Below are 21965 nucleotides of genomic sequence, written 5' to 3' on the forward strand. Positions count from 1 at the left end.
TTTATTAGCGAGCAATTTTCTCGCAAAGTCGCAAGGACGCAAAGTTTTATTTAGCTACAGATTAAAATGATTTTTTCTCATTTTATGTCATTTCGACGGAGGAGAAATCTGCACGAGTAACTCCGTAACGAGAGTCCAATCTTTGTAGAGTTACTTGCGCAGATTTCTCCCTTCGGTCGAAATGACATACTGTGTGTTTAATCTTTATTTTCATAGTGTTTTTTCTACATCTATTTTTTTAATTTTTAAAGAGGCAACATTTAGGAATGGTTTAATTTTCTTTGGAACGAAGTAACCATTTCCTGACGACACTCTTTTTTTTAAGAGCAATATTGTATAAGTGATAATTTAGGACTCGAACCTAATAAATCAACCAACGAAGTAGCACTTTATACACGGCATCTTATTTTTTGAAAAAGTAATAATTGGCAAGAGTTATTTTTTGAACGAAGTAGCTCTTTACACACGACATTTTTCATTTTTTAAAAGAAGTTACAAACAACAAGAGAATTGGGCGGGGCTTTGTCTTTGCCAGAGTCGAACTGGATAACCTTGCTGATTTTACAACTTCGTTATTCCTCCCCTAAATGGTGACGAAGTATCTCTTATTTACGACATTCTTTTTATTTTATCGGGTTATGAGCGACAAGAGACTATTTATGCGTGTTACCACTTACACTATCAGATTATCTGAACAGGATTCGAACCTGTAATACAGTTCCCTCGAAGTAACTCTTGTCTACGACACCAATGTTTTTTTTAAAACAAGACAACATTCAAAAAGAAATTTCTGCTCTAACCAGCTGAGCTACATCTCTAGTTTTTAAATTAAAATGATGGGAATTGAACCCACGACACGAAGTAATTCTTTTTTACGGTACTTGTTTTTTTCTATATTTTCAATGAACTTATTTCTTTTACAAATATTCAAATGATACTGCGCAATTATTTTGCGCAGTATATTTAAAATTTACAATTCTATTCGGTTGATGTAATTCAACGCGCTCTTTTTATCTTCTAAAGCATTCAAAACATCAAAAACTTTATCTGACCAGCCGGCTATTAAATATACATCGTTTTTTTCGATGTTTATTGGGGAATGACCGTAACCAGCCAAATCAAATAAATACAATTTTGCGTTTGGTGCGATACTTTTGTATCGGTTCCAGGAGTTTGCAAATGAGTCTTTTGTGTAAGCATTATTCCACATTTGAACATCTGTAAACAACATTACTTTCTCTACAATTTCTTTTCGGCTTATTAAGTCTTCTAAAACTAAATGACCATTTGTAGCATAACCTACTTCACCTTCGCGCTTGTAATATTCGTTAACGTTGGCTAATATGCTTCGTTTTGGCATGTTGATTATTTTCCAACGATCACCAAACATACCGCTCACAACATTCTCACAACGGCTTTGCATTAACATACCTAACATCAAACCAATATCGTAAAGCAATACTTTACTTTTTGGAGAAATTGGCTGCTGCATTGAACCTGAAACGTCACACGCAATTACAACTGATGTGTTTACATCAAAACCTTTTATATTTTGTGAACTTGCCATAACGGCATCTTCTAAAGCATCTAAAACCATAGAAGTAAATTTGAAATTCAAATCTTTCACTTCACGATACGCTGCTAAAAATCGGAATGGCAATTGTTTCGAGTTGGCGACTGCTTTTTCATCCGAAAGGTAATCGCATACTTTTTTCATATGAGAACCTGAAACATTGGCGCTTAAGATATTTCGTAAGTTACGTAACAATGCCATGTAACCTATTTTACCGCTATCGATCAATTCTTCCCATTTTTGTTTGAATGCTCTTTGTTTTTCAGTTTCGTTATAAAATTTGATTTGACCTAATTGTGACAATTTAGTTTCCCATGTATATGGCGTTTGCAAAGTATTGTTTACCAATTTATCAAATATTGCTTGTTGTGCTTCATCTTTTGCTTTTGGATGAACCAAAAACAAAGCGTCTTTTAATTTTACTGCACCATCACGATTGTATTTTGCGAATTGGTATTCGTCAAATTTATTGAACGAAACGGCTAAACCTTTTTGTATTTGTTTTGATAAACGGTTTAATTTCTTAACACCATTTCGTTCGTTTGCCATTTGATAATAAGCCAATAATTCTGTTATTTCGTCTGCACGTTGTATAACATGTGTAATCATTTTACTGATTAATGAATCGCCAGAATATATTTTGGCTAATTCTACTATTAAAACTAATGGCACAGAACGCATGTGCATTTCGTTGCGGGCATAAACAGCAAGTTTTGCCACAAATACCGGATTGCTTTTTTTGATTAAGCTTTGTATTCTTTCTAAACGAGTGGTATCTTTTTCATAAAATGAAGCACTTAAGCTTGTTGTTACAACTGCTGCGTACAATTCGTATTCTGATGTTAATGAAAAAGCTGGTGCATTTTCGTGATTAACTATGTTGTTTTTCTCTTTTGCTAAAAAATTGAATTTCATAATTTCTGGTTTTAAAATTAGACAATGGTTATTGTTTTATTTCCTGAGCAAAGATTTCAAAACCACTACGCAATTATTTTGCGCAGTAAAAAAAGAATTTTAAATTTGAGTAAAAAACAAGATGAATTTAAAAGAAATTTATTCTGAATTACTCCCTAATATTGGCTTTTCAGCAAATGAAGTTCAGCAAAACTGGCTGGATTTAGAAAAGGCATATTCCAAAAAATCAAGGCATTACCACAATCTCACGCATTTAAAAGAAATGATTGCCAGTTTTGAAACGTATCGGGACAAACTTCAAAATCCTGACGAAATATTATTTTCAATCTTTTATCATGATTTTGTTTATTCGGCTTCTAAAAAAGATAACGAACTCAAAAGTGCTGAATATGCTTTGGCTATTTTACCTGAAAATAGCAATCTGAATAAACAATTGGTTTTTGATGCGATCTGCGCAACTCATCAACATCCGCAAAATGAAATTGAAGATATTAACTGGCTAATTGATTTTGATTTGAAAATTCTCGCTAAAGATTGGGATGATTATAAAATTTATTTCGAACAAATCAGAAAAGAATATCGCATTTATCCTGATTTTCTATACAAGCCCGGGCGTGCGAAAGCCTTGAAGCATTTTTTGGAAAATGAGTTTATTTTTCAAACCGATGAATTCCGTAATTTATATGAAGAGAAAGCGAGAATTAATATTGAAAAAGAGATTTCATTATTAATGTAGAGACGCAATTCATTGCGTCTACACAACGAATGTATCCACAATGTTAGACGCACAGCCAATGATTATCCACAACGAACATCCACAATGTTTAGACGTAATGAATTGCGTCTCTACGTTTAAACAACACAACCATGTCACAAAACAAAAATGCCTTAATTCGATACAAAACCATCGATAAATGTCTGCAGAATAAATACCGGCAATGGACTTTAGAAGATTTAATTGAATGCTGTTCTGAAGCTTTATTTGAATATGAAGGCCGACAAAACCCAATCAGCAAGCGAACTATTCAAATGGATATTCAATTGATGCGAAGTGAAAAACTGGGTTATAATGCGCCAATCGTGGTTTACGATAAAAAGTATTATAAATATGAAGACGAAGATTTTACCATAACCGATATTCCGCTGACGGAAACGGATATGAATGTTTTGACTGAAACGGTTTCGATGTTGAAACAGTTTAAAGATTTCTCTCTTTTTAATGATGTATCTGATATTTTACAGCGATTAGAAGATAAAATCTACGCCGAAAAGTCGCATACCAAACCCGTTATTTATCTGGATAAAAACGAAAAATTAAAAGGACTTCATTATCTGGATGAAATTTATCAGGCGATTATCAAGAAAATGGTTTTGATTATTACCTATAAATCGTTTAAATCCAGAGAAGAAACAAAATTTCATTTTCATCCTTTTATATTAAAGGAATTCAACAATCGCTGGTTTCTAATCGGGAAGAAAAAAGAGTCGCAGCCTATTACCAATTTAGCACTCGACAGAATTATATCTATTGATTACGAATTTACACTTCCATATTTAGAAGAAGATTTTGATGCAGATGCCTATTATAAGGATGTAATTGGTGTTACGGTCAATTCTGGATTAAAAGCGAGACGAATTGAAGTTTGGGTGGATGCTTCAAATGCACCTTATGTGATCACAAAACCTCTGCATACTTCTCAACGCATAATTAAGGAAAATGAAGACGGAAGTATTATTTTGAACTTGTTCGTTATTCCGAATTATGAAATGGAGCGTCTTTTATTAGGTTTCGGAAATTGTATGGAAATTTTAAAACCTGAAGGTCTGAGAAACCGAATGAAAAAGGTACTTCAAGATGCACTTTTACGTTACGATTCTGAAAACTCTAATGAATTAAATGCATAATTTTTTAAAGAATACAGAATTAAAAGCGTTTTAAAAACAAAAAAAGGATTTTTCACATATAAAAAATGTTAAAATCTAAAAAAAGAATAGTATATTTCACTTTAAATAAACGACCAAAACCCCTCTAAATCAGGGGCATTTTTTAACTAACCAAAAAATTATTAAAAAATTATATGCATGCATAGTATTTTTTAATTATATTTGAAATCGATATAGTTACCTATGAAAGATAAAACGATAGATTATATTTTGAGAGCGACATGGCAGGCTGTTTCAAGAATGTATAACGAAGAAGCTGCAAAATACGATGCAACAATGGCAACAGGATTTGCTCTTTTAAGTATGGATAAGGAAGAAGGAACTCCGTCAACAGCTCTTGGCCCAAGAATGGGAATGGAAGCCACCAGCTTAACAAGAACCTTAAAATCTATGGAAGAAAAAGGTTTGATTGTTCGAAAGAAAAACCCAAGCGACGGAAGAGGTGTTTTAATCTACCTAACCGAATTTGGAAAAGAAAAAAGAGATTTATCTAAAAATACAGTTCTGAAATTTAATGAAACGGTTAGAAAACATGTATCAGACGAAAAACTGAAACATTTTATCGAAGTTTCTGAAATTATTAATGAATTAATTCAGGACAAAAACATATTTAATCAAACAGAAAACACAGAAAAAGAATAATATTCTTTTCCTCCTACAAACAAATAATAACAATATGAAACGCACAATTAAAAAAGTTGCTGTAATTGGATCCGGAATTATGGGTTCAGGTATAGCTTGTCATTTTGCTAACATTGGTGTCGAAGTTTTACTTCTGGACATTGTACCGCGTGAACTGACCGAAGCTGAAGCTAAAAAAGGATTAACACTTGAAAGTAAAGCCGTTCGCAACCGTGTGGTAAACGAACATTTGGCGAATTCATTAAAATCAAAACCATCTCCTATCTACAGTCAAAAATTCGCAAATAGAATTACGACTGGAAATACGACAGACGATATGGCAAAAATTGCTAATGTTGACTGGATTATCGAGGTTGTTGTAGAGCGTTTAGACATTAAGAAATTAGTTTTTGAACAAATCGAGAAATTCCGTAAACCGGGAACTTTAGTTACTTCTAATACTTCTGGTATTCCAATTCACTTTATGAGTGAAGGAAGAAGCGAAGATTTTCAACAGCACTTCTGCGGAACTCACTTTTTTAACCCTGCGCGTTACTTAAAATTATTTGAAATTATTCCTGGGCCAAAAACTTCTACTGAAGTATTGGATTTCTTAAACGAATACGGATCTAAATTCTTAGGAAAAACTTCGGTTGTTGCAAAAGATACTCCGGCGTTTATTGGAAACAGAATTGGTATTTACGGAATCCAGAGTTTATTCCATTTAGTGAAAGAAATGGGATTAACTATTGAAGAAGTTGATAAATTGACTGGCCCAGTAATTGGTCGCCCAAAATCGGCTACTTTCCGTACGGTTGACGTTGTTGGATTGGATACTTTGGTACACGTTGCCAACGGTATTTATGAAAACTGTCCAAACGACGAGCAACACGAATTGTTCAAACTTCCGGATTTCATCAACAAAATGATGGAAAATAATTGGTTAGGAAGCAAAACTGGACAAGGATTTTACAAAAAAGTAGATAAAGATATTCTTTCTTTAGACTTAAATACATTAGAATATAGAGCTGCAAAAAAAGCAAATTTTGCTACTTTAGAATTAACTAAAACTATTGATAAACCAATCAATCGTTTTAAAGTTTTAGTAAAAGGAACAGATAAAGCAGGTGAATTCTACCGTAAGAGTTTTGCTGGAATGTTTGCTTACGTTTCAAACAGAGTTCCTGAAATCACAGACGAATTCTACAAAATTGATGATGCTATGAAAGCTGGATTTGGATGGGAAAATGGTCCATTCGAAATCTGGGATGCAATTGGTGTTGAAAAAGGAATTGAAATCATGAAAGCAGAAGGTTTAGAGCCTGCTGCATGGGTTACTGAAATGCTGGCTTCTGGAAGCGAAAGTTTCTATTCTGTAAAAGAAGGAGCGACTTATTTCTATAACATTCCAACAAAATCACAAGTAAAAGTTCCTGGACAAGATTCATTCATTATTCTGAACAACATTCGCGAAAGCAAAAAAGTTTGGAGCAACAGTGGAGCAATTATTCAGGATTTAGGAGACGGAATTTTGAACTTAGAATTCCAATCTAAAATGAATACAATTGGTGGCGATGTACTTCAGGCTATCAATAAAGCAATCGACTTATCTGAAAAAGAATATCAAGGTTTAGTTATTGGAAACCAAGCAGCGAATTTCTCTGTTGGTGCTAATATCGGAATGATTTTCATGATGGCCGTTGAGCAGGAATATGACGAATTGAACATGGCAATTAAATTGTTCCAAGATACAATGATGCGCGTTCGTTACTCTTCTATTCCAGTTGTAGTGGCTCCTCACGGAATGACTTTTGGTGGTGGATGCGAAATGAGCTTACATGCTGACAAAGTTGTTGCTGCTGCAGAAACTTACATGGGATTAGTTGAGTTTGGTGTCGGTGTTATCCCTGGCGGTGGTGGTTCAAAAGAAATGACTTTAAGAGCGTCTGATTTATTCCGCAAAAACGACGTGGAATTGAACGTTCTTCAAGAGTATTTCTTAACAATCGCTATGGCTAAAGTTTCGACTTCCGGTTATGAAGCTTTTGATACTGGACTTCTTCAACATGGAAAAGACATTATCGTAGTAAACAAAGATCGTCAGATCGCTGAAGCTAAAAAACATGCTTTATTATTAGCTGAAGCTGGCTATACACAACCAATCAGAAGAAACGATATTAAAGTTCTAGGAAAACAGGCTCTTGGAATGTTCTTAGTTGGAACGGATCAAATGCAGGCTGGAAAATACATTTCTGAGCACGATAAGAAAATCGCTAACAAACTGGCTTATGTAATGGCTGGTGGTGATTTATCTGAAGCAACTTTAGTATCTGAACAATATTTATTAGATATCGAACGTGAAGCTTTCTTGAGTTTATGTACAGAAAGAAAAACTCTGGAGCGTATTCAATATATGTTAACTAAAGGAAAACCGCTTCGTAATTAGAGAATAAGAAGAAAGATGCAAGAAACAAGACTTCAAAACAAAGTTTTGTCTTTTCTCTTGCCTCTTTCTTCTAATAAATCTTAAAAAAACAAAAACAAATGAAAACAGCATATATAGTAAAAGCATATAGAACAGCGGTTGGAAAAGCTCCAAAAGGTGTTTTTAGATTTAAAAGACCTGATGAATTAGCAGCTGAAACCATTCAGTTTATGATGGACGAACTGCCTAATTTCGACAAAAAACGTATCGACGACGTTATGGTAGGAAATGCCATGCCGGAAGCAGAACAAGGTCTGAACGTTGGACGTTTGATCTCTTTGATGGGATTGAAAGTAGAAGACGTTCCTGGTGTTACCGTAAACCGTTATTGCGCATCTGGATTAGAAACTATCGGAATGGCGACTGCTAAAATCCAATCAGGAATGGCAGATTGTATCATTGCAGGTGGTGCAGAAAGTATGAGTTATATTCCGATGGGAGGTTACAAACCAACTCCGGATTATAAAGTTGCTGCTGCAGGTCACGAAGATTACTACTGGGGAATGGGTTTAACTGCTGAAGCGGTTGCTAACCAATATAAAATCTCTAGAGAAGATCAGGATGAGTTTGCTTACAACTCTCACATGAAAGCTTTAAAAGCGCAAGCAGAAGGAAAATTCGACAAACAAATCGTTCCAATTACTGTTGAGCAGACTTTCATCAATGAAAATGGTAAAAAAGAAACTAAATCATACGTTGTAAACAAAGACGAAGGGCCAAGAGCCGGAACTTCTAAAGAAGCTTTGGCAGGTTTAAAACCAGTTTTTGCTGCTGACGGAAGTGTAACTGCCGGTAACTCTTCTCAAATGAGCGACGGTGCTGCATTCGTTTTAATCATGAGCGAAGAAATGGTAAAAGAATTAAACCTTGAGCCAATTGCACGTTTGGTAAATTTTGCTTCTTCTGGTGTTGAGCCAAGAATTATGGGTATCGGACCAGTAAAAGCTATTCCAAAAGCCTTAAAACAAGCGGGATTAACATTGAATGATATCGAGTTAATTGAGTTAAACGAGGCTTTTGCTTCACAAGCTTTAGCAGTAACTCGTGAATTAAATATCAATCCAGAAATCGTAAACGTAAACGGTGGAGCAATTTCTTTAGGACACCCTCTAGGATGTACAGGAGCTAAACTTTCTGTTCAGTTATTTGATGAAATGAAACGCAGAGGCAATAAATACGGAATCGTTTCTATGTGTGTGGGGACTGGACAAGGAAGCGCTGGAATCTATGAGGTTTTATAAGACTTTTTAGAGGAAAGAAGCAAGAGGAAAGACTTTCTATTTGGGATGAAAAGTTAGTCTGAAATGGATTTTTAAAAAGTAGTAAAAAACTTACGTTTAATTTTTCTTCTTATCTTGCCTCAAAAAACATGAAACACAATTTTAAGAATTTGAAAATTTGGATTTTAGCTATGGAAATTACAAATGATATCTATAAACTAACGTCTACTTTTCCAAAGTCAGAAACCTATAGTTTGTCAAATCAAATGAATCGATGTTCTGTTTCAATGCCTTCTAATATTGCTGAAGGTTCAAACAGAGGAAATAAACACTTTCAGCATTATTTGAATATTAGTTTAGGCTCGTCATTTGAATTACAAACACAATTGTTGATAGCTTGTCAAAATGATTATCTATCCAAAACAAAAACAGTAGAAATAGAGAACAAAATAATTGAATTTCAAAAGATGACCACAGGCTTCATAAATAAGTTAGATTAAAAATCTTGCTTCTTGCTTCTTTCATCTTTTATAAAAAACAAAAACAAAATGGCAGATACAATCGAAAAAAACGTGACTCGTGGTGGTCAGTTTTTAGTTAAAGAAACAAAATGCGAGGACATCTTCACACCAGAAGATTTCTCAGAAGAGCAGTTAATGATGCGTGACTCTGTAAAGGAGTTCGTAGACAAAGAATTATGGGCGCATAAAGATCGTTTTGAGAAAAAAGATTATGCGTATACAGAAGCTTCTATGCGTAAGGCTGGAGAACTTGGACTTCTTGGAGTTGCAGTTCCTGAAGAATACGGTGGATTAGGAATGGGATTTGTTTCCACAATGTTGGTTTGCGACTATATTTCTGGAGCAACAGGTTCTTTCTCAACTGCTTTTGGTGCTCACACTGGAATTGGAACTATGCCAATTACACTTTATGGTACTGAAGAACAAAAGAAAAAATACGTTCCGAAATTGGCTTCTGGAGAATGGTTTGGAGCTTATTGTTTAACTGAACCAGGCGCAGGATCTGATGCTAACTCAGGAAAAACTAAAGCAGTTTTATCTGAAGACGGAAAATACTACTCTATCACAGGTCAAAAAATGTGGATTTCGAATGCAGGATTCTGCAGCGTTTTCATCGTTTTTGCTCGTATTGGAGATGATAAAAACATTACAGGTTTCATCGTAGAAAACGATCCTTCAAACGGAATTTCTATGAATGAAGAAGAGCATAAATTAGGAATTCGTGCTTCTTCTACTCGTCAGGTTTTCTTCAACGAAACAAAAGTTCCGGTTGAAAACATGTTATCTGAAAGAGGAAACGGTTTCAAAATCGCAATGAATGCTTTAAATGTTGGTCGTATTAAATTGGCTGCTGCTTGTCTTGATGCTCAAAGAAGAGTTACTTCTGGAGCGGTAAAATATGCTAACGAAAGAATTCAGTTCAATACTTCTATCTCCTCTTTTGGAGCTATCCGTTCTAAATTAGCTGAAATGGCAACTAACGCTTACGCTGGAGAAAGTGCTTCTTACCGTGCAGCAAAAGACATTGAAGACAGAATTGCTGCTCGTGAAGCGGAAGGTACAAGTCATCAAGAAGCAGAATTGAAAGGTGTTGAAGAATATGCTATAGAATGTTCTATCTTGAAAGTAGCTGTTTCTGAAGACGTTCAAAACTGTTCTGACGAAGGTATTCAGGTTTTCGGAGGAATGGGATTCTCTGAAGATACTCCGATGGAAAGTGCGTGGAGAGATGCTCGTATCGCTCGTATCTACGAAGGAACAAACGAAATCAACAGAATGCTTTCTGTAGGTATGTTGATTAAAAAAGCAATGAAAGGACACGTTGATTTACTTGGACCAGCAATGAAAGTTCAGGAAGAACTAATGGGAATTCCATCTTTTGATACTCCAGATTTCTCTGAATTATTCTCAGAAGAAAAAGTAATCGTGGCTAACTTGAAAAAAGTTTTCTTAATGGTTGCCGGAAGCGCTGTTCAAAAATACGGTCCTGAATTAGATTCTCACCAACAGTTATTAATGGCTGCTGCTGATATCTTAATCGAAATCTACATGGCGGAAAGTACTATATTGAGAACTGAGAAATTAGCTAAATCTCAAGGAGAAGATAAAGTTCAGGAGCAAATTGCTATGGCAAAATTATACTTATACAAAGCTGTAGATATCGTAAACTTAAGAGGTAAAGAAGGAATTGCTTCTTTCTCTGAAGGAGACGAACAACGTATGATGTTAATGGGACTTAAACGTTTCACTAAATATACTAACCTGCCAAACGTGGTAGCGTTAAGAGAAAAAATTGCAGAAAAATTAGTTGCAGAAAATTCATACTGCTTCTAATTTCAAAATAGTTTTTAGCTTTTAATTTGTTATAAACCCGCACTTGTCCGAAACTGTGCGGGTTTATTTTTTTATTTTTTTTGAACCATATAAGTTATATAAGTTCATTTAAAAGAATGTATTTTTTACTGTTGACCAACTTTGTCAAAGTTTTAAACTTTGACAAAGTTTCTCTAGTGTTATTGAGCTGTACCTAAATGAACTTCTATCACTTATATGGTTAAACCCAATTTCACAAATCTTTATTAAAATTGCGGTTATGTTACAAGATTAATAGCAAAATTTAATTTCTAATGTTTTATATTTAGCGTTTTAAATCTTCAAAAAACATAAAATGAAACAAATTAGCCTAATTGCCTTTTTATCTATCTGCCTTTTTTCCACAAACATTTTTGCGCAGAAGAATAAAAAATTTGACATCATCGCTTATTACACTGGTGATTCTAAACTAATTGACGAGTATGAAGTCAATAAATTAAATCAGATTATTTTTAGTTTCTGTCATTTAAAAGACGGTAAACTAATCGTTGATTCTTCTAAAGATTCTCTTACTATAAAACATTTAGTTTCACTAAAAACTAAAAATCCACAATTAAAAATCGTTTTATCTCTTGGCGGATGGGGCGGCTGCGAACCATGTTCAGATGCTTTTTCGACTGCTGATGGACGTTTGAAATTTGCTAAATCGGTAAAAGAAGTAAGCGATTATTTTAAAGTTGATGGTTTAGATCTTGACTGGGAATATCCTGCAATCGAAGGTCTTCCTGGACATTTATTCCAGCCTGCTGATAAACCTAATTTTACAGAATTAATTAAAATTTTACGTTCAACTTTAGGTAAAAAATACGAATTAAGTTTTGCTGCCGGAGGTTTTCAAAAATATTTAGATGAATCTATCGACTGGAAAGCCGTTGCACCATTAGTTAATCGTATTAATATTATGAGTTATGATTTAGTAAACGGATATTCTAAAGTAACTGGACATCACACTCCATTATACAGTACAAATCCAAAAGAAGAATCTACAGACAGAGCTGTTAAATTTTTATTGAAAGCTGGAGTTCCTGCTGAAAAATTGGTAATTGGAGGCGCATTTTATACCAGACAATGGAAAAATGTAGAAAACATCAATAACGGTTTGTATCAGGCAGGAGAACATTTTCAAGGTGCTGATTTTAAAAACTATGCTACAACTTACACAGAAGCAAACGGCTGGAAATATTTTTATGATGAAAAAGCTCAAGCACCTTATTGGTATAATGAAGGAACAAAAACATTTGCAACTTCTGACGATATTAAATCTATTAAAGCCAAAACTGAATATGTAAAGTCTAAAAAACTGGGCGGAATCATGTTCTGGGAATTAACTTTGGATAGTTTCCGCAACGGAATGGTAAATGCAATTTATGAAGTTAAAACCGCTAAATAAATTTCGATTAAACAAATAAAAAAACGGCAGTTATTTTTCTAATAACCGCCGTTTTTGTTTTGTAATATAAGTTTTATTAAATCTTTGATTTATCTAATTCTCCTATAAAAGGAATAATTTCTAAAATTTCTGCTCTAATTATAGTTTGCAAATACACTTCTAACTGAATAAATTTAGCAGCATTTATAGCTCCAATTGCTTTTTTAGCTTTGCTGTATGTCTTGCAATATAATTTTTCATAAGCCATATGATTTTTAAAAGTTCCTTTGGCCAATTCATCAGCTTTTGCATCAGTAAGAGTACCGTAATTGGCCGCATAATCATTAATTAATTGAAATTTAGCTTGTCCGAGAGCTTTACGCTGTGTTTCGTAATCATCATAGACTTTTGTAAAAGCTGCAGACTGTGCATCAGACAAATTCATATACTGTTTTACCAAATCATTTTTAGATTTTCCGTAAAGACTTTGTAAAACTTCTACATCTTCTTTAAATGTAGATTGTGCATAAGATGAAAACGTGGCAATTGCCATAATAAAAATAAGACTTAATTTTTTCATAGTTTTGATTTTTAATGTGTTTCTAAATAATTATGCATTCTAAATATTCTTGTTTAAAATGGGATTCAAAACAATTTATTCTATTTTTTATCTTCCTCAGCTTTTGGAGCACTTATTTGTCCATCATAAGAAATTGGAGCACGATTATTACTATTTACCGAAAGTGTCGCACCTCCATCAAAAAATATGGTAAAAAACAAATCATAAACATCGTCTTTGCCTTTAACAGTAGCTCTCACTCTATAATTTTTTGACTTCTTCTCTATCTTCATATTTTCTGGAGTCCCTTCAAATTTAATTCCACCGTCGCTGCCGTATCCCACATTATAACCACGTCCGAAAAACGGAAGATCGCATGTTGTTTTCTCTGCATTAAACTTTAAGAAATACGTATTATAATCCAAAATAATAAGACGCCCGCCTTGTGGAGTGACTTTTTGGGCTTCAAAAACAAAATTTTTAGAATCGATCAAAGCTTCAATTTCTTTTTGTTTTTGCAATTCTCTTTCAGCTTTTAGTTCTTTTTTGCTTTTTTGCTGTGCTGAAACAGAAAAATTCAAAAAGCACAATAATAGTAGTAAAATGGATAATTTCGTTTTCATGTGTATCCAATTTTAGATTATTAAAGAAATTTATTTTTTCGTAAATCGCATCATTGCAATATCTCCCGAGATGAAATTCAGCCTTTTACCATCATCTGTAATATCGTATGATGTTATTTTTTGAAGCGTACTCATATAGGTTTGTTCACCTTGCCCGTCCAGACACATCATTTTTGTCATGGCCATTGGCTGGGTAAAATCAATTTTATTTCCGTCTATGACTAGTTTTCCGGTATAATTATTACAACTGCTATTGCCAGAAACCTGATTTTCTTTTGTATTAAAACTTATCGTTGGTTTTTTATTGGGATACAAACCATCGAAAGTAATTTTTGGGCCGGTGATATAATTTAGTTCCCAGGTTCCATCAAGTTTAGAAACCGTATCTGTCTTTTTGCATTTGCATGAAAATAGTATCGAACTAAAAGCAACAAGAATAAAAATCTTTTTCATCATAATATTAAAGAATTAAATATGAACGAATTAGAAAAGTATAGTTTCAGAAATTTTTCGTTAAAACTATTACGAATTTAAACAATATTTTTGGGTTATGCGCTCAATTGATATTAAATTAGCACGTATAGTTTGACTTTTTTTTAACTTTTAGAGTTAAAGTATTCCGTTATTTTATGTTAAATTTACTTAATCTTTAATTTAAAATGCCCTTATATATGAAAAAATTGATCGTATCTTTCGCTATAATTACAGCCTTAATCATTGGCTGTAAGACTAATACAAAATCAAATGATGCTAAAACCCTAACGGTTGCTTTAGAACCAAAAAGCAACAGTACTGTAGGCGGAACTGCTACTTTTACTGAAAAAAACGGAAAAGTAACTTTTACTGCAAAAGTTTCTGGTTTACAGCCTGGAGTTCATGCTATACATATTCATGAAAAAGCAGATTGTACTGCAGCAGACGGAAGTTCAGCAGGTGGACACTGGAATCCTACTTTTAAAAAACACGGAAAATGGGGAGTTGGAGAATATCATAAAGGTGATATCGGGAACTTTACTGCAGATGCAAAAGGTAACGGAACAATTACTCTGACTACTGATGAATGGTGTATTGGATGTGGTGATGCAACAAAAGATGTTTTAGGAAAAGGTTTAATTGTTCACCAGGGAACAGATGATTTTACCACTCAGCCAACAGGAAATGCAGGCGGCAGAGTTGCCTGTGCAGGTATCATAAAATAAGAAAAACACTGATAACCACTATATTTCACAAAAATGTAGTGGTTATTTTATTTTTATTCTCTTCTAAAACAAGAAAAAGATATAGCTTTGCAGCTATAAATTCAAAGCAATGATTAACCCATCAGCACACGGCTGGATAGATAAATTTTTTAGTGAACAGAAGTTTTCAGAAGCAATTCCTTTTGAAACTCCAGACTACTTTTACTATAAAGTGAGAGAAACCGGTTTTATCTACGGGCACATTATTGCAATTGATTCTCAAATTCCAATTCCGATAAAAGGCTGGTTTAAAACCGAAATTTCTAAAGTCGCCTTATTAAATACACTTTACCACGTTTTTTGTTTAGAAAAAAGAAATTCTGAACCCAATAATTTTATTGCTGAAGCTGTAAAATTCTATAAACAAATGAATCCGGAAGGTTTTAATTTGTTTAAAATTCTGCTTCCAAAAGATACGCCGTCTCATTCATTAGAAACCATAATCGATGAAAGAGTACAAACCAATGACAGTATCATCAGTAAAAACTTTTCGCATTTAGTTACTAATGCACTTTTGTTTATTGATGTTCTGGCGTTTAGACAATATTTGGAACATGGCGTAATTCCGGAAAAATATTTAAAAAGAATTGAAGAAACCGTGCTTGGAATTGTGGGTTTGGCTTTAAAAACTAAAACCGTAAAATCTCAGCACGACGATTTATTGATTAAACTTTTTGAAGCTTCGATACGTTATTCTAAATTTTCGAAAGTTACAGTTGACACCTTAGAAACTTTACAGCTTGATTATTTTAAAAACCGATTAGAGCATTATTATTTAATCGACATGGCTGGAATGGCTTTATGGAGCGATGGTGTTGTAGAAAATGAAGAATCATATTTCTTGTATTCTTTAGGTTCTATGATGGGTGTTGGAGATGATTTTGTAACCAAAAGTATCGACACAACGCATACTTTTATTACAACCCATAAAAAGAAAATCCCTTATTTTAATTATTCAAATCCTGTTAAACATTTCTATGATCAGATGACGCACAGCGTTGTAAAACTGATTATAAGAAATAAAAACAGATTGATTAAAGAGATTGTTCAGAGTAAAGAATTGATGGTTTTGCTGGCTTACTCTACAACAAGAGATTTGGACGCCAAAGAAAAGAAAAAAGTAAAAAAACAGCTTTTGGATATTTGTAAAACAATCCCGTCGCTAACAATATTTTTACTTCCGGGCGGAAGTTTGTTACTGCCTATATTAATTAAGTTTATTCCAACAATGCTGCCATCGGCATTTAACGAAAATCTTGATGAGAACGAATAAAAAAAATCGCCTATTTAAGGCGATTTTTTATTTTATCTATATTTAACTATTAAAGATCTAATTGATAAACTTGGTCAAGTTCTTCATTAGAACTAATGGTTACATTTAAATCAGTTACAAAACCTGAATTTAAACCGTAAACCCAACCGTGAAGCATTAAATCCTGACCTGTTTTCCAGGCTCCTTGTACAATCGAAGTTTTTGCTAAGTTATAAACCTGCTCTTTTGCATTGATTTCTACAAAAGCATTAAAACGTTTGTCTTCATCTTCAATAGAATTTAGATATTTATCATGCAAACGGTATTCATCTTTAATGTGACGAAGCCAGTTGTCGATAATTCCAACAGATTGATTTCCCATTGCGGCTTTTACACCACCGCAACCGTAATGTCCGCATACAATAACGTGTTTTACTTTTAAAACGTTTACTGCATAATCCAGTACACTTAACATATTCATATCAGAATGCACGACCATGTTTGCAATATTACGGTGAACGAAAACCTCTCCAGGTTTTGCCCCAATAATTTCATTTGCAGGTACACGGCTGTCAGAACATCCAATCCATAATAAAGGAGGTGACTGTCCTTTTGCTAAATCAGCAAAATAGTTAGGGTCTTTTGCTAAAGAATCTTCGACCCATTTTTTATTGTTCTCCAATATTTGTTCATAAAACTTTCTCATTTCTTTTTATTTTTTTGTAGTATTATCAATGCTTCAGCATGTCAAAAAAGACTTTTGTAAAGTTATTTATTTTTTGACATTTCTCAAACCTGATAAATATCTTTATTGATATAATTTGTTTAAAAATTTTCTTTTACTTCTTCCCTTTTTACTAATGCGCGTTTTGCAACGTCATAATAATGTTCTATTGTAACATGGTTATTGTTATCGGGAGTATTTTCTAATTCGTATGCTTCTTTAAAACCTTTTAGTTTCACTTTGATATTATCATCAATAGCTCTGGTTTCTTTAAACTCACGAATTAAATCCAGAACATCATGTGCAATATATTCTGTATCATGTGCATTAATGATTACTTTCGAATTCTGTGGAATTTCACTCAGAGTTTGTTTAATCGCCGCTTTATTTAAAAAAGATACTTCCTGAGCTAAATCGATATGAATGATGTCGCCATCCTCATATTCTTCTTTTTTGAAGATATAAGCTCTTTTTAAGTTTCCTCTCAAAACAAAAATGATACTGATAATAATCCCCAGAGCAACTCCTTTAAGCAAATCTGTTGCAACCACAAAGACCAAAGTTGCTATAAATGGGACAAACTGGTATTTTCCCTTTTTCCAGAAATGCATAAAGGTTGCTGGCTTCGCTAGTTTATAACCAACCAAAATTAAAACTGTAGCCAGTGTTGCTAATGGAATTTTATTTAAAATCACAGGAATAGACAAAACGCTTATCATTAAAAGCACCCCATGAATAATGGTTGACATTTTTGATTTTGCGCCTGCATTATTATTTGCAGATGATCTAACTACAACCGATGTCATTGGCAGACCTCCTAAAAGTGAACTCACAATGTTTCCAATACCTTGTGCTCTAAGCTCAACATTAGTATCAGTATAGCGTTTTTGAACGTCCATTCTGTCAGATGCTTCAATACACAAAAGTGTTTCGATAGAAGCCACTATGGCAATTGTAACTCCTACAATCCAAACCTGCGGATTTGATATCGCTGCAAAATTTGGCATAATCAGAATTGATTTAAAATCATCAAAAGATTTTGGAACAGGCAAAGAAACCAAATGCTCTTTTGCAATTGCCAGAGAGCTTCCTGAAGAGATAAAAAATTCATTCAGCAAAACTCCTAAAATAACGGCTACTAATGCTCCCGGAACTAATTTTAACTTCTTTAAAAACGGAACTTTATCCCATGAAATCAATATTACAAGTGAAATTGCTGAAATTACAACTGCACCTAATTGAATATGATTTAAAATATCAAATAAAAACGAAAAGGTGTTGCTTCCATCATTTTGAATAAAAGCCTGATCACCTTCAAAATCAGCATCGTAACCAAAAGCGTGTGGAATCTGTTTTAGAATAATAATAATTCCGATACCTGCAAGCATCCCTTCAATTACGTTTGTTGGAAAATAATTGGATATACTTCCGGCTTTTAAAAATCCTAATGCCAATTGAATTAGTCCTGCAATAAAAACGGACAGCAAAAACACATCAAAAGCACCAAAATCAGTAATAGCTGTTAATACAATAGCTGTTAAACCGGCGGCAGGTCCAGAAACACTAATATGTGACTGGCTTAAATATCCTACTATAATACCACCAACTACACCAGCAATAATTCCAGAAAATAACGGCGCTCCGGATGCCATTGCAATACCTAAACACAACGGAAGAGCCACCAAAAAAACCACTAAACCTGAGGCAAAGTCAGACTTAAGGTTGGCAAAAAGATTGATTTTTTTTGTCATAATACAATACTAAAAATGGATACATTAAAACTTTCCGTATTTAAGAATTTAAATACAGTTGTTTTTTAAATAATCGGAAGTATTATACTAAGTTGGGAGGTGGAGCAAATATGCTCGGAGAAATATTATCCAGCTTAACGATATTTCCTGAAACGATCGTTTTCTTTTGGATATAAAGAGGAAGCGGTGCTTCGTGCTCTAAAATTAAAGGATGAACTACAGATTTAAGTTCTTTATGAACTTCTTCTTCAGAAAAATTAAAAGACACACAGCTGCTATTCCCTTTTTTTATCGCCTGAACAATTGTTGGCGTCGATAAAAAGGCAATAAATATGAATAATAATATGCGTGCTAATATTTTCATCGAAACAAAAATAGCGTTAAACAAATAAAATCAAAGCGACAGAGCAAAAATTTTATACATTTTTAACAAAAATATAAAAGCAAAACAATCAAATTCGATTATTCTGCTTTTTAATATATTATATTACAACGAATTAGATTGTTTCATCCAGCCATGCATTCATCATCCAGATTGTTTTTTCCTGCTCAGCAATAAAGTCACTCATCATGGAATTTGTTCCTTCATCGTTAATTTCGCCTGATTTTGCTAAAATTTCTCTTTCAATTTTCAATAAATCCGATAAAGAATTAACAATTAACTGAACTGCTTTTTCATCATTCGAAATATTTTTTCCAACTGTTAATTTGTTGTTTTTAATATAATCTTCAAAAGTATGCAACGGAGTTCCTCCTATTGTTAAAACTCTTTCTGCAATCATATCAATTTTTAATTGTGAATCTGTATATAATTCTTCAAATTTAACATGTAAATCAAAAAAACGTTTTCCGCGAATATTCCAGTGAATTCCTCTTAAATTTTGGTAGTATACCTGAAAATTCGACAATAGAACATTTAATTCTTTTACTAATAATTCTGACTCTTTTACAGGTAATCCTAAAATATTTGTTTTCATAATTCTTACTTTTTATCACTAAGTTTACTACAAATTTAAAGTAACTTCTTTAAAAAAATTATAAAAAAAAATTATATTTACTTATTTTTGCATCACAAATTACTATCAAAATGACGATAACTCAATTACAATATGTGTTAGCAGTTGCAGAACACAAAAACTTTACACTTGCTGCCGAAAAGTGTTTTGTAACACAGCCTACCTTAAGTATGCAGATTCAAAAAATTGAAGAAGAACTTAATATTTTAATTTTCGACAGAAGTAAAAAACCAATTCAGCTTACAGATATTGGGCAGAAGATTGTAAATCAGGCTAAAAACATTGTAAATGAAGCTGATAGAATCAAAGATATTGTTGAGCAGCAAAAAGGATATATAGGAGGCGAATTTCGTTTAGGAATTATCCCAACCATTATGCCTACTCTTTTACCAATGTTTTTAAATAATTTCATTAAGAAATATCCAAAAGTTAAACTACTTATAGAAGAACTTAATACCGAAGAAATTATTGTAAAACTTAAAAACGGCCATCTGGATGCTGCCATTGCTGCCACTCCGCTTGAAGATGAAAAAATAAAAGAGATTGTTTTATACTTCGAACCTTTTGTAGCTTATATTCCGGAACATCATCACAGTTTTCAAAAAGAAGAAATTGAAGTTGCTGACCTGAATTTGAATGAAATTTTACTTTTACAAGATGGGCATTGTTTTAGAGACGGAATTTTAAATTTATGTAAAAACGGTTCTGATATCGATCAAACTAATTTTCAAATCCAGAGCGGAAGTTTTGAAACTCTGATAAAATTAGCCGACGAAGGTTTGGGCACAACATTACTTCCGTACTTGCACACCTTAGACTTAAAAGAATCCGATAAACTGAAACTACGAAACTTTAAGGAACCAAAACCAGCCCGAGAGGTAAGTTTAATTTACCCAAAGAGCGAATTAAAAATGCAAATCATCGATGCCATTCGATCTACAATTGCCGGCGTAGTAAAAGGCGCCATTGTTTTTCAGAATGTTCAAATCATTAGTCCTCTGCAAAAAAAGCAAGCATAAAAAAAGGAGCCAATTTGGCTCCTTTTCTTTTATACTTTAATTAGCTGTAGACTTGGTTTTAATTCTGGTTTTTCAATAATAAAATTTAATAACCATTCTTGTAATTGCTCCATTTCGTATGGTAACAGGGTTTTGATAGCTTTTTCTAATTCTCTGTAGAAAAGTACCGGATCGAAACTTACTCTTTCAAGTATTGATTTCGTGTAATCAAACATCATTTTTGACATAATAAAATAAGATTTTTGGGGGTTATCTATATTTTTAAACTCGCACCAAATGTAAACATTAATCACATATAAAGTTTCTTTTTAACTTATTTTTTTAAAAACTTTATCAACGAATACGTTTTCTTAGTACATATAAATCAATATAGAATAATTCTAAATAACTCACTTAAACCTTTTTAAAGGCTCTAAACATTTCTCGTTTACCAGGTGGGCCAGCTAATTTTTCGACTGTAAACCCAACAGAAATCATGCTTCTTTTTACAACTCCCCTTGCTGCATAAGTTACAAGAACCCCATTTGGTTTTAAACTATTGTACATTTTTTGAAAAATCTCAGTACTCCAAAGCTCCGGCTGCACACGATATCCGAAGGCATCAAAGTAAATCAAATCAAAAATTTCAAAATCGTCAATTTCATCAAAAAATTGTTTCCTTTTAGTTAACGAGAACAGGGCGCTAATTTCGTTTTTCTTGTTCCATTCTGTTTTATGCATTTTCTCAAAAATGTTGTCAAATTTCAATGCATCCAGTTCAGAAACATAATTCATCTGCAGCACTTCATTTTCATCTATCGGATAAGCTTCTACCCCAAAATAATCAATTTGCTGTTGTTTTTCTTCAGATTCTAAAAAAGTAATAAACGCATTTAAACCAGTACCAAAACCTATTTCTAAAATAGAAACTGGATTATTCTCAAATAATGACAATCCATTCTTTATAAATACGTGTTTTGCTTCTTGTATTGCACCATGTTTTGAATGGTAATTTTCATTCCATTCTTCCAAATGAATTGTCGTTGAACCATCTAGCGTTTTAATTATTTCTCTTTTCACAATTTCGAATTTTATAATGGCGATTTCCTGATTTTCAGTCCATTTTAGCAGTCAAATTTAATTAAAACAAATGCGTAAAGCCTTAAAAAACGATACTTTTTTCATAAATTCTTTATAAAACTTCGCTAAAATTTTAGGTTTATTATAAGATAAATAAATCTCAGTCAAACACAGGAATTAATGCAGTTTTACCAAGCAAATAAT

21 protein-coding genes are annotated in these 21965 nt (G+C 33.1%); 11 read left to right on the forward strand and 10 right to left on the reverse strand.

Annotation, left to right across the window (positions count from 1 at the left end; genetic code table 11):
* Positions 1-970 precede the first annotated feature (970 nt).
* A complete protein-coding gene (locus ABDW27_RS05530; RefSeq protein WP_343694957.1) occupies positions 971-2488 on the reverse strand; it encodes a TROVE domain-containing protein in 1518 nt (505 codons plus the stop codon).
* Positions 2489-2609: 121 nt separating this feature from the next.
* Between ABDW27_RS05530 and ABDW27_RS05535 the strand changes: the two genes are divergently transcribed.
* The 8 genes from ABDW27_RS05535 to ABDW27_RS05570 all read left to right on the forward strand — a co-directional run bounded on the left by ABDW27_RS05535 (position 2610) and on the right by ABDW27_RS05570 (position 12541).
* Positions 2610-3224, forward strand: a complete 615-nt coding sequence (locus ABDW27_RS05535; RefSeq protein WP_343694958.1) for a hypothetical protein — start codon at positions 2610-2612, stop codon at positions 3222-3224.
* 131 nt (positions 3225-3355) lie between these two features.
* Complete coding sequence (locus ABDW27_RS05540; RefSeq protein WP_343694959.1) at positions 3356-4393, forward strand: WYL domain-containing protein; 1038 nt, start codon at positions 3356-3358, stop codon at positions 4391-4393.
* Between the two features lie 222 nt (positions 4394-4615).
* On the forward strand, positions 4616-5074 hold the full coding sequence (locus ABDW27_RS05545) for a MarR family transcriptional regulator (RefSeq protein WP_343694960.1): 459 nt from the start codon (positions 4616-4618) through the stop codon (positions 5072-5074).
* A gap of 34 nt (positions 5075-5108) precedes the next feature.
* Entirely contained in the window at positions 5109-7499 is a 2391-nt protein-coding gene (locus ABDW27_RS05550; protein ID WP_343694961.1) for a 3-hydroxyacyl-CoA dehydrogenase/enoyl-CoA hydratase family protein, read from the forward strand.
* A gap of 98 nt (positions 7500-7597) precedes the next feature.
* A complete protein-coding gene (locus ABDW27_RS05555; protein ID WP_119792240.1) occupies positions 7598-8779 on the forward strand; it encodes an acetyl-CoA C-acyltransferase in 1182 nt (393 codons plus the stop codon).
* Positions 8780-8907: 128 nt separating this feature from the next.
* Positions 8908-9258: a four helix bundle protein gene (locus tag ABDW27_RS05560; RefSeq protein WP_343694962.1), complete on the forward strand. Its 351-nt coding sequence runs from the start codon at positions 8908-8910 to the stop codon at positions 9256-9258.
* A 48-nt stretch (positions 9259-9306) separates the two neighbouring features.
* Positions 9307-11112 carry an acyl-CoA dehydrogenase family protein gene (locus ABDW27_RS05565; protein WP_343694963.1) on the forward strand — a complete coding sequence of 602 codons (1806 nt, stop codon included), beginning with the start codon at positions 9307-9309 and terminating at the stop codon, positions 11110-11112.
* Between the two features lie 334 nt (positions 11113-11446).
* Positions 11447-12541 carry a glycoside hydrolase family 18 protein gene (locus ABDW27_RS05570; RefSeq protein WP_343694964.1) on the forward strand — a complete coding sequence of 365 codons (1095 nt, stop codon included), beginning with the start codon at positions 11447-11449 and terminating at the stop codon, positions 12539-12541.
* 76 nt (positions 12542-12617) lie between these two features.
* On the opposite strand, the gene ABDW27_RS05575 is transcribed toward ABDW27_RS05570, so the two are convergent.
* From ABDW27_RS05575 to ABDW27_RS05585, 3 genes are all read right to left on the reverse strand, one after another.
* A complete protein-coding gene (locus tag ABDW27_RS05575) occupies positions 12618-13100 on the reverse strand; it encodes a hypothetical protein (RefSeq protein ID WP_343694965.1) in 483 nt (160 codons plus the stop codon).
* Between the two features lie 80 nt (positions 13101-13180).
* Complete coding sequence (locus tag ABDW27_RS05580; protein WP_343694966.1) at positions 13181-13702, reverse strand: DUF4251 domain-containing protein; 522 nt, start codon at positions 13700-13702, stop codon at positions 13181-13183.
* A 30-nt stretch (positions 13703-13732) separates the two neighbouring features.
* Positions 13733-14158: an META domain-containing protein gene (locus ABDW27_RS05585; protein ID WP_343694967.1), complete on the reverse strand. Its 426-nt coding sequence runs from the start codon at positions 14156-14158 to the stop codon at positions 13733-13735.
* 215 nt (positions 14159-14373) lie between these two features.
* Between ABDW27_RS05585 and ABDW27_RS05590 the strand changes: the two genes are divergently transcribed.
* Complete coding sequence (locus tag ABDW27_RS05590; RefSeq protein WP_343694968.1) at positions 14374-14901, forward strand: superoxide dismutase family protein; 528 nt, start codon at positions 14374-14376, stop codon at positions 14899-14901.
* Between the two features lie 109 nt (positions 14902-15010).
* Positions 15011-16213, forward strand: a complete 1203-nt coding sequence (locus tag ABDW27_RS05595; RefSeq protein WP_343694969.1) for an LETM1-related biofilm-associated protein — start codon at positions 15011-15013, stop codon at positions 16211-16213.
* Positions 16214-16262: 49 nt separating this feature from the next.
* Here ABDW27_RS05595 and can read toward each other — a convergent pair whose 3' ends face one another.
* From can to ABDW27_RS05615, 4 genes are all read right to left on the reverse strand, one after another.
* The gene (gene can / locus ABDW27_RS05600) at positions 16263-16898 is read right to left on the reverse strand and encodes a carbonate dehydratase (RefSeq protein ID WP_343694970.1); all 636 of its coding nucleotides are present in this window, start codon (positions 16896-16898) and stop codon (positions 16263-16265) included.
* 119 nt (positions 16899-17017) lie between these two features.
* A complete protein-coding gene (locus ABDW27_RS05605; protein WP_343694971.1) occupies positions 17018-18667 on the reverse strand; it encodes a SulP family inorganic anion transporter in 1650 nt (549 codons plus the stop codon).
* A gap of 82 nt (positions 18668-18749) precedes the next feature.
* Positions 18750-19031 (reverse strand): hypothetical protein, encoded by a 282-nt coding sequence (locus tag ABDW27_RS05610; protein WP_343694972.1) that lies wholly within the window; start codon positions 19029-19031, stop codon positions 18750-18752.
* 133 nt (positions 19032-19164) lie between these two features.
* Complete coding sequence (locus tag ABDW27_RS05615; protein WP_343694973.1) at positions 19165-19644, reverse strand: Dps family protein; 480 nt, start codon at positions 19642-19644, stop codon at positions 19165-19167.
* A gap of 110 nt (positions 19645-19754) precedes the next feature.
* Here ABDW27_RS05615 and ABDW27_RS05620 point away from each other — a divergent pair, with 110 nt between their 5' ends.
* Complete coding sequence (locus ABDW27_RS05620; RefSeq protein ID WP_343694974.1) at positions 19755-20702, forward strand: LysR substrate-binding domain-containing protein; 948 nt, start codon at positions 19755-19757, stop codon at positions 20700-20702.
* 29 nt (positions 20703-20731) lie between these two features.
* Here the strand turns inward: ABDW27_RS05620 and ABDW27_RS05625 are convergent, their stop codons facing one another.
* Entirely contained in the window at positions 20732-20929 is a 198-nt protein-coding gene (locus ABDW27_RS05625) for a hypothetical protein (RefSeq protein ID WP_343694975.1), read from the reverse strand.
* Positions 20930-21095: 166 nt separating this feature from the next.
* Complete coding sequence (mnmD, locus tag ABDW27_RS05630; protein ID WP_343694976.1) at positions 21096-21761, reverse strand: tRNA (5-methylaminomethyl-2-thiouridine)(34)-methyltransferase MnmD; 666 nt, start codon at positions 21759-21761, stop codon at positions 21096-21098.
* Positions 21762-21965 lie beyond the last annotated feature (204 nt).

Source organism: Flavobacterium sp., assembly GCF_039595935.1.
Lineage (GTDB): Bacteria > Bacteroidota > Bacteroidia > Flavobacteriales > Flavobacteriaceae > Flavobacterium.

Excerpts from the sequence above, each read along its gene's own strand:
- ABDW27_RS05530 (WP_343694957.1), bottom strand. The coding sequence starts at position 2,488 with ATGAAATTCAATTTTTTAGCAAAAGAGAAAAACAACATAGTTAATCAC.
- ABDW27_RS05535 (WP_343694958.1), top strand. The coding sequence starts at position 2,610 with ATGAATTTAAAAGAAATTTATTCTGAATTACTCCCTAATATTGGCTTT.
- ABDW27_RS05540 (WP_343694959.1), top strand. The coding sequence starts at position 3,356 with ATGTCACAAAACAAAAATGCCTTAATTCGATACAAAACCATCGATAAA.
- ABDW27_RS05545 (WP_343694960.1), top strand. The coding sequence starts at position 4,616 with ATGAAAGATAAAACGATAGATTATATTTTGAGAGCGACATGGCAGGCT.
- ABDW27_RS05550 (WP_343694961.1), top strand. The coding sequence starts at position 5,109 with ATGAAACGCACAATTAAAAAAGTTGCTGTAATTGGATCCGGAATTATG.
- ABDW27_RS05555 (WP_119792240.1), top strand. The coding sequence starts at position 7,598 with ATGAAAACAGCATATATAGTAAAAGCATATAGAACAGCGGTTGGAAAA.
- ABDW27_RS05560 (WP_343694962.1), top strand. The coding sequence starts at position 8,908 with ATGAAACACAATTTTAAGAATTTGAAAATTTGGATTTTAGCTATGGAA.
- ABDW27_RS05565 (WP_343694963.1), top strand. The coding sequence starts at position 9,307 with ATGGCAGATACAATCGAAAAAAACGTGACTCGTGGTGGTCAGTTTTTA.
- ABDW27_RS05570 (WP_343694964.1), top strand. The coding sequence starts at position 11,447 with ATGAAACAAATTAGCCTAATTGCCTTTTTATCTATCTGCCTTTTTTCC.
- ABDW27_RS05575 (WP_343694965.1), bottom strand. The coding sequence starts at position 13,100 with ATGAAAAAATTAAGTCTTATTTTTATTATGGCAATTGCCACGTTTTCA.
- ABDW27_RS05580 (WP_343694966.1), bottom strand. The coding sequence starts at position 13,702 with ATGAAAACGAAATTATCCATTTTACTACTATTATTGTGCTTTTTGAAT.
- ABDW27_RS05585 (WP_343694967.1), bottom strand. The coding sequence starts at position 14,158 with ATGATGAAAAAGATTTTTATTCTTGTTGCTTTTAGTTCGATACTATTT.
- ABDW27_RS05590 (WP_343694968.1), top strand. The coding sequence starts at position 14,374 with ATGAAAAAATTGATCGTATCTTTCGCTATAATTACAGCCTTAATCATT.
- ABDW27_RS05595 (WP_343694969.1), top strand. The coding sequence starts at position 15,011 with ATGATTAACCCATCAGCACACGGCTGGATAGATAAATTTTTTAGTGAA.
- can (WP_343694970.1), bottom strand. The coding sequence starts at position 16,898 with ATGAGAAAGTTTTATGAACAAATATTGGAGAACAATAAAAAATGGGTC.
- ABDW27_RS05605 (WP_343694971.1), bottom strand. The coding sequence starts at position 18,667 with ATGACAAAAAAAATCAATCTTTTTGCCAACCTTAAGTCTGACTTTGCC.
- ABDW27_RS05610 (WP_343694972.1), bottom strand. The coding sequence starts at position 19,031 with ATGAAAATATTAGCACGCATATTATTATTCATATTTATTGCCTTTTTA.
- ABDW27_RS05615 (WP_343694973.1), bottom strand. The coding sequence starts at position 19,644 with ATGAAAACAAATATTTTAGGATTACCTGTAAAAGAGTCAGAATTATTA.
- ABDW27_RS05620 (WP_343694974.1), top strand. The coding sequence starts at position 19,755 with ATGACGATAACTCAATTACAATATGTGTTAGCAGTTGCAGAACACAAA.
- ABDW27_RS05625 (WP_343694975.1), bottom strand. The coding sequence starts at position 20,929 with ATGTCAAAAATGATGTTTGATTACACGAAATCAATACTTGAAAGAGTA.